Below are 13,313 nucleotides of genomic sequence, written 5' to 3'. Positions count from 1 at the left end.
GTGAGGGTGTGTAATCAAGCGTCTATACGGGAGCCTGTCAGATTTTCTGTGTGGAACGGGGTCATGAAATAATCCCGAAAGGACTGTTCCATGACCGAAGTGATGACCACTAAAAAGCCCAAGAAACAGAAAGCTGCGTACCCGTTCCCGGTTGAGCTGATCGACCAGTTGCTGGCCCAGGTTGAGAACAAGGATGCCGAATCGATCCTCGGCGAATCCGGCCTGGCCGGGCAGCTCAAGAAGATGCTGGCCGAGCGCATGTTGACGGCCGAGCTGAGCCATCATTTGGCCAACGAAGGCGAAGACAGCAAGAACCACCGTAACGGCAGCAGTCCGAAAAAAGTGCTGACGCCGGGCGGCGAACTCAACCTGGACATTCCGCGCGATCGCCTGTCGAGCTTCGAGCCCAAGCTGGTCGCCAAACATCAACGGCGCATGCCGGGCTTCGACGATCACGTCATCAGCATGTACGCGCGCGGGATGAGCGTGCGCGAGATTCAGGGACATCTGCTGGATCTGTACGGTACGCAGGTGTCGCCGGATCTGATTTCCACCATCACCGACGAGGTGCTTGAAGAGGTCACGCAGTGGCAGCAGCGGCCACTCGAAGCGATGTACCCGATCGTCTACTTCGATGCACTGCGCCTGAAAATCCGGGACGAAGGCACCGTCAAAAACAAGGCTGTGTATCTGGCCCTGGGCATTCGCGTTGATGGCCGAAAGGAAGTGCTGGGATTGTGGATCGAGCAGACCGAAGGGGCTAAGTTCTGGCTGAAGGTTTTCAATGAACTGAAGAACCGCGGACTGGACGATATCCTGATCGCTGTCGTGGATGGCCTGCGCGGCTTCCCTGAGGCTATCGAAGCAGTCTATCCCCAAGCACAGATCCAGACGTGCATCGTGCACCTGATCCGCAATTCGACGACGCTGGCGGCCTGGAAGGATCGCAAGGAACTGGCTGCGGCCTTGAAACCCGTCTACCAGGCCGCCAACGCCGATATGGCTGAAGCGGCGCTCGACGCATTTGCGACGGGCCCATGGGGCACCAAATTCCCGACCGTGGCGGCGATGTGGCGACGCCAATGGCAGCAGGTGATCCCTTTCTTTGCGTACCCTCCCGAGGTGCGCACGATCATCTACACAACAAATGCCATTGAGAGTCTGCATATGCGCCTGCGTAAGATCGTCAAGAACCGCGGCCATTTCCCCAGCGACGACGCGGCGACCAAATTACTCTTCCTGGCATTGCGCAATATCGAGAAAGACTGGAAGATGCCGCAGCGTACCTGGAAGCAGGCCGCCAACCAGTTCGCCATCATGTTCGGCGAACGCTTCACAAACGCGATTACCTAACTACGAATTCTGGCCCCGCACACAGAATTTCTGACAGGTCCCTATACGGGCGTAACAGCCAAAGCAAAGCCCGGCGTTCCCGCCGGGCTCTACACTTTTGGCAGTTTTTTAGTTTGTAGCTAACTTTTTATTTTGGAACTTTTATCTCGCTACACAAAATTCCTATAGCTCGCGTCCCTTATTCAACCGTCACCGACTTCGCCAAATTCCGCGGCTTATCCACATCCGTCCCCCGCGCCAGCGCCGTGTGATACGCCAGCAACTGCAACGCCGCCACGTGCAAAATCGGCGACAGCAGTCCATAGTGTTCCGGCAGACGAATGACGTGCAGCCCCTCGCCCGAGGTGATGTGCGTGTCGACGTCGGCAAAGACGTACAGCTGACCGCCACGGGCACGAACTTCCTGCATGTTCGACTTCAGCTTTTCCAGCAGCGCGTCGTTCGGGGCGATCGTCACCACCGGCATCTCTTCCGTCACGAGCGCCAGCGGGCCGTGCTTCAGTTCGCCTGCCGGGTAGGCTTCGGCGTGGATGTACGAGATTTCCTTCAGCTTCAGCGCGCCTTCCAGGGCGATCGGGTAGTGGATGCCACGGCCCAGGAACAGGGCGTTTTCCTTGCGGGCGAATTCTTCCGCCCAAGCGATCACCTGCGGCTCCAGCGCCAGCACGGACGACAGCGCGACCGGCAGGTGGCGCATCTGCTTCAGGTAGTTCGCTTCCTGCTCGTCGGTCAGGCGGCCGTTCACTTGCGCCAGGGTCAGGGTCAGCAGGAACAGGGCGGCCAGCTGCGTGGTGAATGCCTTCGTCGAGGCGACGCCCACTTCGACGCCGGCGCGCGTGATGTATGCCAGCTTGCACTCGCGCACCATCGCGCTCGTGGAGACGTTGCAGATCGTCAGCGTATTCGTCATGCCCAGGCTGCGCGCGTGCTTCAGCGCGGCCAGCGTGTCGGCCGTCTCGCCCGATTGCGAGATCGTCACGACCAGCGTGCTCGGGTGCGGGACGCTGTCGCGGTAGCGGTATTCGCTGGCGATCTCGACGTTCACCGGCAGCTTCGCGACGGACTCGATCCAGTACTTGGCCGTCAGGCCCGCGTAATAGCTCGTGCCGCAGGCCAGGATCAGGACGCGGTCGATTTCCTTGAACACGCGGAACGCCTGGTCTCCGAACAGTTCGGGCATGATGCCCGTGACGCCTTCCAGCGTGTCGCCGACGACGCGCGGCTGCTCGAAGATTTCTTTCTGCATGTAGTGGCGGTACGGGCCCAGCTCGGCCGCGCCCGTGTGCGCGTGCACCGTCTTGACTTCGCGCTCGGCCGGACGGCCTTCCACGTCGACGATCCAGTAGCGTGCCAGTTGCAGGTCGACGACGTCGCCTTCTTCCAGGTAGATGATCTGGTCGGTGGTGCCGGCCAGCGCCATCGCGTCGGACGCGACGAAGTTCTCGCCCTTGCCCAGGCCGACGATCAGCGGCGAGCCCTGGCGCGCGGCCACGACGCGGTGCGGTTCCTCACGGCAGAACACGGCGATCGCGTACGCGCCGTGCAGGCGTTTCACGGCCTGTTGCACGGTCTCGAACAGGTCGCCGCTGTACATGTGGTCGATCAGGTGCGCGATGACTTCGGTATCGGTCTGGCTCTGGAACACATAGCCCAGGCCCGTCAGCTCGGCGCGCAGCTCATCGTGGTTTTCGATGATGCCGTTGTGGACGAGGGCGATGCGCGCATCGTCGCTGTTCGGCGAGAAGTGCGGGTGGGCATTCTTCGTGGCCGGCGCGCCGTGCGTTGCCCAGCGGGTGTGGGCGATGCCCGTAAAGCCTTGCAGGTTGGTTTCCTGGATCTGCGTTTCCAGGTCGGCCACGCGCGACGTGCTGCGCGAACGCGCCAAGCGACCGTCCACGTGCAGCGCCACGCCGCAGGAATCGTAGCCGCGGTATTCAAGGCGCTTCAGACCTTCGATGAGGACGGGGGTGATGTTGCGCTGGGCGACTGCGCCGACGATGCCACACATGGAAAACCTCCAGTATTGATTTGATGCATGCACTCTAGAGCAGTGCTAACGAAATATGCTTTCTAAGTGCGGCATGTTTTGATAGATTATTTCACACGCCATTCGCCAAGAAATATTATTTCACTTCTACATTAAAAATTTTCCAAGATGTCTACAGAAGACCCGATACTCGACGATGTGGATCGTCGCATCCTGAACATCCTGCAGGTTGATGCGTCGCAGACTAATGCCGAATTGGCAGAATTGGTACACGTCTCGCCACCCACTTGCCTGCGCCGCGTCAAACAGCTCAGGGAAAACGGTGTTATCGAGCGGCAAGTTGCGATCGTCGCACCGGACAAGGTCGGATCGCGTCTTTCGGCCATCGTCGAGATCACGCTGGACGTGCAGGCCGCCGACCGCATGGAGGAATTCGAGCGGGTCGTGGCGGACGAGGCGGCCGTGCTGCAGTGCTACCGCGTGTCGCCCGGTCCGGATTTCGTGCTCGTCGTGCAAGTCGCCGACATGCCCGCCTACCACGCGCTGGCGCACCGCCTGTTCACCACGCACAGCAATGTGCGTAACGTGAAAGCCTATTTCTCGACGTTCCGCAGCAAATTCGAAACCCGTATCGCAGTGTAATGAGCTGTGGATAACTTTGTGCGGATGTGCCCGCCGTATCGGGACAAACGCGCCGCCATCTCCCGCCACCCTCGCATTTCAGCGGCTTTCTGAAACGAACAAGCCCGCCGGGAGCACACGCCAGACCTGTGGATGACTCTGTGGAAGACGTTGTGCACAGCCGGTGGAACACCCTGTGCACAGGCAGTGGATCAGGCTGTGATTACCCTGTGATCAGCCTGTGGCCTGCCTGTGTGTAGTCGGTGGACAGGTTTATTTCTTGACCTTCACGGGGCGCTTCCAACCCTCGATCGTCAATTGCTTCGGACGGGAAATCGTCAGTTTGCCCGCCGGCGCATCCTTCGTCAGCGTCGTGCCGGCGCCGAGCGTCGCGCCCTTGCCGACCGTAACGGGTGCCACCAGCTGGCTGTCGCTGCCGATGAACGCGTCGTCCTCGATGGTCGTGCGGAATTTATTGGCGCCATCGTAGTTGCAGGTGATGGTGCCGGCGCCGATGTTCACGCGCGAGCCGACGTCGGCGTCGCCCACATAGGCCAGGTGGTTTGCCTTGCTGTGGGCGGCGACGTTGCTGTTCTTGATCTCGACGAAGTTGCCGACGTGGACGTCCTCGCCGAGCGTCGTACCCGGGCGCAGGCGCGCGTAGGGGCCGATGATCGACTTGTCGCCAACGACGGCGCCTTCCACGTGGCAGAACGGCTTGATCTGCGTGCCCGCCCCGACGGTCGCGTCCACGAGGACGCTGTGCGCGCCGATCGTCACGCCGTCGCCGATGACGACGCGGCCTTCGAACACGCAGCCGACGTCGACGGTGACGTCGCGTCCGCAGACGAGTTCGCCCCGCACGTCGATGCGCGCCGGATCCATCAACGTCACGCCCTTCTCGAGCAGGGCGGTGGCGATGTTCAGCTGGTGACGGCGCTCGAGCTCGGCCAGTTGCACCTTGCTGTTCACGCCCGCCACTTCCCATTCGGCCGACGGCTGGGCCGACACGACGGGTACGCCGGCCGCGACGGCCTGGGCGACGATGTCGGTCAGGTAGTACTCGCCCTGTGCGTTATTGTTCTTCAGCGCGCCCAGCCAGCCGGTCAGGAAGCGGGTCGGGATGACCATGATGCCACTGTTGATTTCGCGGATGGCGCGTTCGGCTTCGTTCGCATCTTTTTCCTCCACGATCCGCACGATCTCGCCATTCTCGCGTACGATGCGGCCCAGCCCGAACGGATTGGCTTGTTCGACGGTCAAGATGGCGAGCTTGTCGTTACCGGCGGCCTCGACCAGGCGGCGCAGCGATGCGGCCGTCGTCAGCGGCACGTCGCCGTACAGCACGAGCGTCGGCGCGTTCTCGTCGATTTGCGGCAGGGCTTGCATGACGGCGTGGCCGGTACCCAGCTGCGGTTCTTGCAGGGCGGTATCGATCGCGACGCCGCCGTCAAAGGACCAGGCTTGAACCGCACTCGGCACCGCTGCGCCGCCGTGTCCATAAATCACGCATAATTTGCTCGGGTTCAGGCCGCGCGCCGTGTCGATCACATGCTGCAACAGCGGCTTGCCGGCGAGCGGATGCAAGACTTTTGGCAGTGCGGATTGCATGCGCTTTCCCATGCCGGCGGCGAGGATGACTACGTTCATAAGCCGTTTTCAAAAAATGAGTTAAAAAAGATGAAAAAGTTTAACACGCCCCCTACCGCGTTCCTGCGGATACGTCTGTTATTCCTGGTCGCCTTCGTTGCGCTGCTGAGCGCCTGCAGCGCGATCCGCTTCACCTACAACCACGGTGACACGCTGCTGTACTGGTGGTTGAACGCTTATCTCGATCTCGACAGCGACCAGTCCGACTGGGTCAAGAAAGACATCGACAGCCTGCTGCAGTGGCACCGCACGACGCAGCTGCGCGATTACGCCGGCCTGATGAGCAAGATGCAGCGCCAGCTCGGCGACGGCAACGTCACCCAGGACGAGCTGCTGTCCGACTACCGCGACATCAAGGCGCGCACGGAGCTGCTCGCGTTCAAGGCGCTGCCGCAGCTGGCCGATCTCGCCATGTCGATCAAGCCGGAACAGATCGCGCAAATGGAAAAGAAGTTCGCCAAGAACAATGACGACTTCCGCAAGAAATTCATGAGCGGCAGCGTCGAGGACCAGCAGAAGGCGCGCTATAAAAAGTCGATGGAGCAGTTCGACCTGTGGTTCGGTAACTTCAGCCGCGACCAGGAAGCGGCGGTGCGCAAGGCATCCGACGCGCGGCCGCTCGACAACGACGTCTGGCTGCAGGAACGCATGCTGCGTCAGAAGAAAATCGTCGCGCTGCTGCAGCACGTCCACAAGGACAGGCTGAACAAGGAACAGACGATGGCGGCAATCCACGATCTGCTGCGCGATTTCTTCGACCGCATGGACGCGCCGGACCGCAAGGCATTCTTCGACGCCTATATCGACAGCACGTCGAAATTCATCCTGACCGTGATCCGCCTCACGACGCCGGAACAGAAAGCCCATGCACAAAAACGCATGCAGGGCTGGATCAACGATTTCAATGCGCTCGCAGTCGGGAAATAATGGTGGATGGTGCGGCGACGGCGCGTAAAAGCCCGTTTCGCCGCATGCTATAGTCCCGCCCATGCAAAAGAAGAAGTCCGCCCCCACGTACGCCCGCCGCCAAGGCCCGCCACAACAAGTCCGCATCATCGGCGGCACCTGGAAACGCACCCCGCTGCCCGTCCTCGATGCGTTCGGGCTGCGCCCGACGCCCGACCGCGTGCGCGAAACCGTCTTCAACTGGATCAACCACCAGATGACGGGCGACTGGGACCGTGCCGACTGCCTCGACCTGTTCGCCGGCAGCGGCGCCCTCGGTTTCGAGGCGGCCAGCCGTGGCGCGCGGTCGGTCACGATGATCGACACCGTCGGCCCCGTCGTGCGCCAACTCGAACTGATCAAGGACAAGCTGAAAGCGGACAACGTGCGCGTGATCCGCGCGGACGCGCTGGCCGTCGCGCGCGACCTGATCCAGCGCGGCCAGCGCTTCGACGTGATCTTCCTCGACCCGCCGTACCAGCAGGATTTCCTGAGCCAGTCGCTGCCGCTGTGCACGCAACTGCTGAACGATGGCGGCCTCGTGTATGCCGAATCAGGCGAGCGCTTGCCGTTCCCGGAGACGGAAGAGGCCGGAGACGTCCCCGAATGGCTGCAGCCGTGGCAGCTGGTGCGTGCGGACAAGGCCGGTATGGTGCATTACCACCTGCTAAAGTTGCGTTAAAACACCGCTTTTCTCGGTAAAACTGCTTAAACAATAGGCAAAAGCCACCCTGCACCGGGGCGGCTGCCGAAATTTCAGGCATAATGCGCGTCTATTCAGGTGCATTCTCCAGGGAGCCGCAATGGTTGTAGCCGTTTATCCAGGAACTTTCGATCCGCTCACGCGCGGCCACGAGGATTTGGTGCGTCGCGCATCGGGTCTGTTCGACACGCTGGTGGTCGGGGTCGCCGACAGCAAGAACAAGCGGCCGTTCTTCTCGCTCGCCGAGCGCCTGGAAATCGCCAACGAAGTGCTGGGCCATTATCCGAACGTGAAGGTCGAAAGCTTTTCCGGCCTGTTGAAGGATTTCGTCCGCCAGCACGACGCACGGGTGATCGTGCGCGGCCTGCGCGCTGTGTCCGACTTCGAATACGAGTTCCAGATGGCGGGCATGAACCGCTACCTGCTGCCCGACGTCGAAACCCTGTTCCTGACGCCGTCCGACCAGTACCAGTTCATCTCCGGCACCATCGTGCGCGAGATCGCGATGCTGGGTGGCGACGTATCGAAATTCGTGTTCCCCTCGGTCGACCGCTGGCTGCAAAAGAAAATCGCCGACATGGCGGCCGCGCCGAAAGCGTAAGGTTTTATTCTGTCATGGCATTACTGATTACCGACGACTGCATCAATTGCGACGTGTGCGAGCCCGAGTGCCCGAACGACGCGATCTCGATGGGCGCGGAGTTCTACCAGATCGATCCGCACAAATGCACGGAATGCGTCGGCCATTTCGATGAGCCGCAATGCCAGCAGGTGTGCCCCGTCGCGTGCATTCCATTCAATCCGGAATGGCGCGAAACGCGCGAAGAACTCCAGGCGAAATATGAACGCCTGACCGCGGACAAGGCCAAGGCCAAGGCGGCCTGAACGCACGAGCCGGCCCCGCGCCGGCTTTTCTTTTGGCGCCGTTGCGTCGATCATGCGGCGCGCCGGTATCGTCCGCGGCCCGTCGGACGTGCATGCTATGCTCGCTTCATGAGCGACGATCCCGACTCCCGTGCCGGTTTGCCCTCGTCGGTGAGCGACAACATCGACACGGTCGCCGAGTTCTACGCCCGGCACGAGGACCAGGTGTCGGCGACCCAGCGCGTCGTCGAAAAGGTGGCGCTATTCCTCGGCAGTCCCGGCTATGTCGCGGCGAACGCGTTGTTCGTCGTGGGGTGGATCACGGCCAATCTTCTGGCGGACGACTTCGGCTGGCGACAGGTCGACGAGCCGCCGTTCTTCTGGCTGCAGGGCATCGTCGGCCTGAACGCCTTCATCATCTCGACCACCGTGCTGATCCGCCAGAACCGCATGTCCCGGCTGGCCGACCACCACGCGCACCTCGACTTGCAAGTCAATCTGCTGACCGAAGAAAAGACCAGCAAGATCATCCAGTTGCTGGAAGAGTTGCGGCGCGACATGCCGGGCGTGCGCGACAAGGACGATGACGAGGCCGCGGAACTGGCCAAGCCGGCCGATCCGAAAGCCGTGTTGACGGCGATCGAACGCACGCAGGACGAACCATACGGCGAGGCAGGGATCCGCAAGTCCCGCGGATGATGCACGTCATGCATCAAAGTTGTTCCAAAACACAACACTTTGATGCCCTGCTTTGGTGCACAACAAACCCTTGTTCTTGCTCGGCCGCGCTCTGGTGCGCGACCTGGATTGTGCGTTCGCAGCATTAAAATAATTTCGGGTCTTTCATTTCATGAAATTAATCAGTGCTATATTTATCTTGCAAAATTAGCACGCCCATTCTTTTTTCGGACGGGGAGACTCAAAATAATGATTAGAAACATGAGTATCGGCCAGCGCCTTGCGATCGGATTCGGGGTTGTGATTGCCCTGCTGCTGCTGTTGGCCGGATTGTCGTATGTCAGGATTGCCAGCCTGACCAAGGAGATGGATACGCTCGTCAAGGTGCGCTACGCCAATACGGTGACGGCGAACCACATCAAGGAAGACGTGAGCGAGGCGACGCGAAGCATGCTGAACGTCCTCATCATGACCGACCCCGACCAGATCAAGAAGGAGCTGGCGAACACGGAAGCGCGCAGCGCCAGCGCCACCGCCGAGGTCGCGGCATTGGCGAAGAGCGCGGACGATGCCGAAGCCACGGAGATCCTGAAGGCGCTGGCCGCCATCCAGAACAAGTTCCTTCCGGCACAGACGACATTCATCAAGCTCGTCAACGAGGACAAGAAGGACGAGGCGATGATGAAATTCATGTTCTCGCTGCGTCCGCAGCAGACGCGCTACTTCGAGCAGCTGGACAAATTCAGCGCCTGGCAGAACGCCGCGATGCACCAGGCCGGCGCCAACACGGCCGCCGTCACGCAGCGCACGCAGATGCTGATCCTGGCGCTGACGACGGTCGCGGCCGGGCTGTCGCTGGGCGTCGCGTGGCTCGCGACGCGCAGCATTACGCGTCCGCTGGGGCAGGTGGTGGAGATCGCACGGCGCGTGGCCGACGGCGACCTCACGAGCAATATCGCCGTCGACAGCCGCGACGAGGCAGGGCAAATGATGGACGCGCTGCGCCACATGAACGACAGCCTGATCCGCATCGTTGGCGAGGTGCGCACGAGTACCGAATCGATGTCCTGTGCGTCTGGCGAAATTGCCAGCGGCAACCAGGACCTGTCGACGCGCACGGAATCGCAGGCCGCTTCGCTGGCGCAGACGTCGAGCTCGATGCGCGCGCTGACGGGCACCGTGCAGCAGAACGCGGACAACGCCCGCCAGGCCAACAAGCTCGCGGCCCAGGCGTCCGAGGTGGCGGCGCGGGGCGGTTCCGTCGTCGCGCACGTGATCGACACGATGGGTTCCATCACCGCGTCATCCAAGAAAATCGTGGACATCATCGGCGTGATCGACGGCATCGCCTTCCAGACGAACATCCTCGCGCTGAATGCCGCGGTCGAGGCCGCGCGCGCGGGCGAGCAGGGTCGCGGCTTCGCCGTCGTCGCATCCGAAGTGCGCAGCCTGGCGCAGCGCTCGGCCGCGGCTGCCAAGGAGATCAAGCTCTTGATCGGCGATTCCGTGGATAAGGTGCAAGAGGGCAGCACGCTCGTCGAGCAGGCCGGCGTGACGATGGAAGAGGTCGTCGAAAGCGTACGCCGCGTTACCGACATCATGGGCGAAATTACGGCTGCCAGCCTCGAACAGAGTGCCGGCATCGCCCAGGTCAGCCAGACCATCGTCGAGATGGACGAAACGACGCAGCAGAACGCGGCCCTCGTCGAACAGGCTGCCGTGGCCGCCGCTTCGATGCAAGAACAAGCGCAGCGGCTGTCGCGCGCCGTCAGCGTGTTCAAGTTGCAAAACGCGGGCGCGGAGGCGCAAGCGACGCCCCGGCCGGCACGTTCGCACCAGGCGCTGGCCGCGGCCTGAACCGCAGCCAACGATTTTCACAACGATAGCCTTCCCACAAAGGAGACAGACATGACTACACGTAAATCCGCCATCAAAGCCCTGCTCGCCGGCGCCATCCTCACGCTCGCCGCCAGCCTGCCCGCCGTCGCGGCCGTCGACATCAGCGGCTACAAGTTCGACGACACGACCAAGGTCGCCGGCAAGGACCTCAAACTGAACGGTGCCGGCATGCGCACGAAGTTCATCGTCAAGGTCTATGCGGCCGGCCTGTACCTGCCGGAAAAGAAGAACAACACGGCCGAGATCCTGAAGGAAGAGGGCCCGCGCCGCGTGACCTTGCAGATGGCGCGCGACATCTCGTCGGAAGATTTCGGCAAGGCCTTCATGGATGGCCTGAACGAGAACATCGACAAGGCCGAGAAACAGCGCATCGTGGCCCAGATCAGCAAGATGGGTGAATTGTTCGCCTCCGTCGACGGCCTCAAGAAGGGCGACGTGCTGCACCTGGACTGGATCCCGGGCACCGGCACCCAGGCCGAACTGAATGGCCAGAAGCTGGGCGGCCCGATCCCCGACATCAATTTTTATAACGCCATCCTGCGCATCTGGCTGGGCGACAAGCCGGTCGACCGCTCGCTGAAGCCGGCACTGCTGGGCGAAGCCAAGTAAGCGCCATGTCTTCCAAAAAACGCGGCCCCGGGCGACCGGCGGCCGCGTTTTTTTTCGCCCCGCGTTTTTGACTGCGTGCCTGCCGATTTTTCGGATGGAGGTGGAGGCCAGCCGGCACGCGGACGCCTCTGGCGCTTCATCCGTTCGACACAATCGATAGTTACGATAACTTATCAGTCCATTGTAACCAAACATGAACTTCTTCCATTCTTTATTCATTTTCAAGCAAATCTCATCAATATTCCGTCATCATGACGATTTCGCGCACCCCCATTAGATCGCACAACGCGATTGATGAGGTCGTCATGAAGCTGGCGATATTTCGCTAACCTAGCTCCATCATCTTTGAATATGACGTTAACTCATCATTTACACGATCATCGATTTTTTGATACCAATATTCGATATCGACTCATTGTTAAATGAAATCCCCGAAAAACCGCCTGACAACCTGAGCGACCTCGAGTTACCCGCGACGGGTGAGACTGGCTTACGTTTCAGGGGGAGAGACGGGAAATCTGGACGAAAAAAAAGCGGCGCCCGGTCATCGGGACGCCGCTTTCGCGGAGGAAGCTGTGTAAACTAATCGTAAGGATCAGTGCGATGCAACGACGCCGGCATCGGCTGCGGCACGCTGACGGCGTGCAGCCAACTCGTCCTTCGTCGGACGGGGGCGCACGACCAGCATCAGCGCACGGGCGATGCCGATCAGCAGCGGACGGAAGAACATCACGAGGCCACCCAGCAGGGTCAGCTGGACCATCAAGACGAGCAGGTGGGCGAAAGGCAGCGCCATGACCGGGGTCTGGAACAGGGTGGCGGAGAAGGACATGGCGGGAGGGGTGGCTATCTGATCTATTCGTTCGATGTAACTATAGTGCAACGCAACATATAAATCTAATTACGCTTACTGATAGCTCTTATATTGATTGTGAATGGAAATCGGGTACACTTACCGTACCGATAAACCATTGCCAGTCCTGAACGGAGTCCCATGAGCTTCCTCACGCTTGATCTGAACCTGCTCCGCGTCTTCGACGCCGTCATGACCGAGCAAAACCTGACCCGTGCCGCTGGCCATCTCGCGATGACCCAGCCCGCCGTCTCGAACGCCATCAAACGCTTGCGCGAAAGCCTAGGCGACGAGTTGCTGATCCGCACCGCCTACGGCGTCAAGCCCACGCCGCGCGCGGAAGCGCTGTGGCCCGCCGTGCGCCAGGCGCTGGCCGCGCTGGAAGCTGCCGTGATGCCGGAGACGTTCGACGTCTCCAAGGCCCAGGCGACGTTTCGCATGGCGATGGCCGACGCCACCGCCGCCCTGTGGTTGCCTTCGCTGGTGCGATCGATCGAAAAAGAGGCGCCCGGCGTCAACATCCGCATGGTGCCGCTGACGACGCGCGAACCGCGCCCGATGCTGTTGCGCGGCGACATCGACCTTGCCGTGGGCTTCTTCCCCGGCGTCGCGGCCCAGCTGTCGTACGAGACGGGTTCGCCGATCCGCCACGAGCGCCTGTATTCGGGCGAATACGTGGTCGTGATGCGCAAGAATCACCCGCTGGCGCAGGGCACGCTCGACCTCGACCAATATTGCAAGGCGAATCACCTGCTCGTGAGCTTCTCCGGCCGCGCCCACGGCCTCGTCGACGAGGCGCTGGCACAGCTCGGCCGCGAACGCCGCATCCTGCTGACCGTGAACCAGTTCTTCACGGCCGGCCGCGTCGTCGCGAACTCCGACCTCGTCACCGTGCTGCCGAAGCACTTGATCGCCTCGACGGGTGCCGCCGAGCAGCTGATCTGGCGCGAGCTGCCGTTCCAGCTGCCGGCCGTCCACCTGGACATGCTGTGGCACGAACGCGACGGCCGCAGCCCGGCCCACCGCTGGCTGCGCAAGAACCTGGAAAGCCTGTCCGCCTCGGCACAGAAGATGCTGCCGCAAAAGTCGGAAGCGTCGGAAAAGATGGAAAAAATCGCTTGAAAACATGCGCCCCGCCTGCCGGGGCGTTG

At 61.4% G+C, this 13,313-nt stretch carries 13 protein-coding genes; 10 read left to right on the top strand and 3 right to left on the bottom strand.

The genetic code is table 11. The annotated features are described in order from the left end of the window. The first annotated feature begins 102 nt into the window (after positions 1 to 102). A complete protein-coding gene (locus NX784_RS15510) occupies positions 103 to 1,353 on the top strand; it encodes an IS256 family transposase (RefSeq protein WP_258817651.1) in 1,251 nt (416 codons plus the stop codon). A 178-nt stretch (positions 1,354 to 1,531) separates the two neighbouring features. Here the strand turns inward: NX784_RS15510 and glmS are convergent, their stop codons facing one another. Then, a complete protein-coding gene (gene glmS, locus NX784_RS15505; RefSeq protein WP_258817582.1) occupies positions 1,532 to 3,361 on the bottom strand; it encodes a glutamine--fructose-6-phosphate transaminase (isomerizing) in 1,830 nt (609 codons plus the stop codon). Between the two features lie 147 nt (positions 3,362 to 3,508). Between glmS and NX784_RS15500 the strand changes: the two genes are divergently transcribed. Continuing rightward, positions 3,509 to 3,982, top strand: a complete 474-nt coding sequence (locus tag NX784_RS15500) for an Lrp/AsnC family transcriptional regulator (protein ID WP_258817581.1) — start codon at positions 3,509 to 3,511, stop codon at positions 3,980 to 3,982. Between the two features lie 252 nt (positions 3,983 to 4,234). Here the strand turns inward: NX784_RS15500 and glmU are convergent, their stop codons facing one another. Further along, complete coding sequence (glmU, locus tag NX784_RS15495) at positions 4,235 to 5,611, bottom strand: bifunctional UDP-N-acetylglucosamine diphosphorylase/glucosamine-1-phosphate N-acetyltransferase GlmU (RefSeq protein ID WP_258817580.1); 1,377 nt, start codon at positions 5,609 to 5,611, stop codon at positions 4,235 to 4,237. Between the two features lie 30 nt (positions 5,612 to 5,641). On the opposite strand from glmU, the gene NX784_RS15490 reads away from it, so the two are divergent. The 7 genes from NX784_RS15490 (at position 5,642) to NX784_RS15460 (ending at position 11,309) form a co-directional block, all read left to right on the top strand. Continuing rightward, a complete protein-coding gene (locus NX784_RS15490; protein ID WP_258817579.1) occupies positions 5,642 to 6,538 on the top strand; it encodes a DUF6279 family lipoprotein in 897 nt (298 codons plus the stop codon). A 61-nt stretch (positions 6,539 to 6,599) separates the two neighbouring features. Then, the gene (rsmD, locus tag NX784_RS15485) at positions 6,600 to 7,238 is read left to right on the top strand and encodes a 16S rRNA (guanine(966)-N(2))-methyltransferase RsmD (RefSeq protein ID WP_258817578.1); all 639 of its coding nucleotides are present in this window, start codon (positions 6,600 to 6,602) and stop codon (positions 7,236 to 7,238) included. Between the two features lie 121 nt (positions 7,239 to 7,359). After that, complete coding sequence (gene coaD / locus NX784_RS15480) at positions 7,360 to 7,860, top strand: pantetheine-phosphate adenylyltransferase (RefSeq protein ID WP_036237176.1); 501 nt, start codon at positions 7,360 to 7,362, stop codon at positions 7,858 to 7,860. Between the two features lie 14 nt (positions 7,861 to 7,874). Next, the gene (locus NX784_RS15475; protein WP_258817577.1) at positions 7,875 to 8,144 is read left to right on the top strand and encodes a YfhL family 4Fe-4S dicluster ferredoxin; all 270 of its coding nucleotides are present in this window, start codon (positions 7,875 to 7,877) and stop codon (positions 8,142 to 8,144) included. Between the two features lie 108 nt (positions 8,145 to 8,252). Then, a complete protein-coding gene (locus NX784_RS15470) occupies positions 8,253 to 8,822 on the top strand; it encodes a DUF1003 domain-containing protein (protein ID WP_258817576.1) in 570 nt (189 codons plus the stop codon). A 240-nt stretch (positions 8,823 to 9,062) separates the two neighbouring features. Beyond that, on the top strand, positions 9,063 to 10,658 hold the full coding sequence (locus NX784_RS15465; protein ID WP_307735998.1) for a methyl-accepting chemotaxis protein: 1,596 nt from the start codon (positions 9,063 to 9,065) through the stop codon (positions 10,656 to 10,658). Between the two features lie 51 nt (positions 10,659 to 10,709). Then, positions 10,710 to 11,309, top strand: coding sequence for a chalcone isomerase family protein (locus tag NX784_RS15460; protein ID WP_258817575.1), 600 nt, complete (start codon positions 10,710 to 10,712; stop codon positions 11,307 to 11,309). Between the two features lie 595 nt (positions 11,310 to 11,904). On the opposite strand, the gene NX784_RS15455 is transcribed toward NX784_RS15460, so the two are convergent. Continuing rightward, positions 11,905 to 12,141: a hypothetical protein gene (locus NX784_RS15455; protein WP_258817574.1), complete on the bottom strand. Its 237-nt coding sequence runs from the start codon at positions 12,139 to 12,141 to the stop codon at positions 11,905 to 11,907. 162 nt (positions 12,142 to 12,303) lie between these two features. Here NX784_RS15455 and NX784_RS15450 point away from each other — a divergent pair, with 162 nt between their 5' ends. After that, positions 12,304 to 13,284: a LysR family transcriptional regulator gene (locus NX784_RS15450; protein ID WP_258817573.1), complete on the top strand. Its 981-nt coding sequence runs from the start codon at positions 12,304 to 12,306 to the stop codon at positions 13,282 to 13,284. Positions 13,285 to 13,313: the final 29 nt, after the last annotated feature.

This window comes from Massilia pinisoli, assembly GCF_024753285.1.
GTDB lineage: Bacteria > Pseudomonadota > Gammaproteobacteria > Burkholderiales > Burkholderiaceae_D > Telluria > Telluria pinisoli.
The sequence above is the reverse complement of the archived record's forward strand: the minus strand, read 5'-3'. Positions and strand labels throughout refer to the sequence as shown.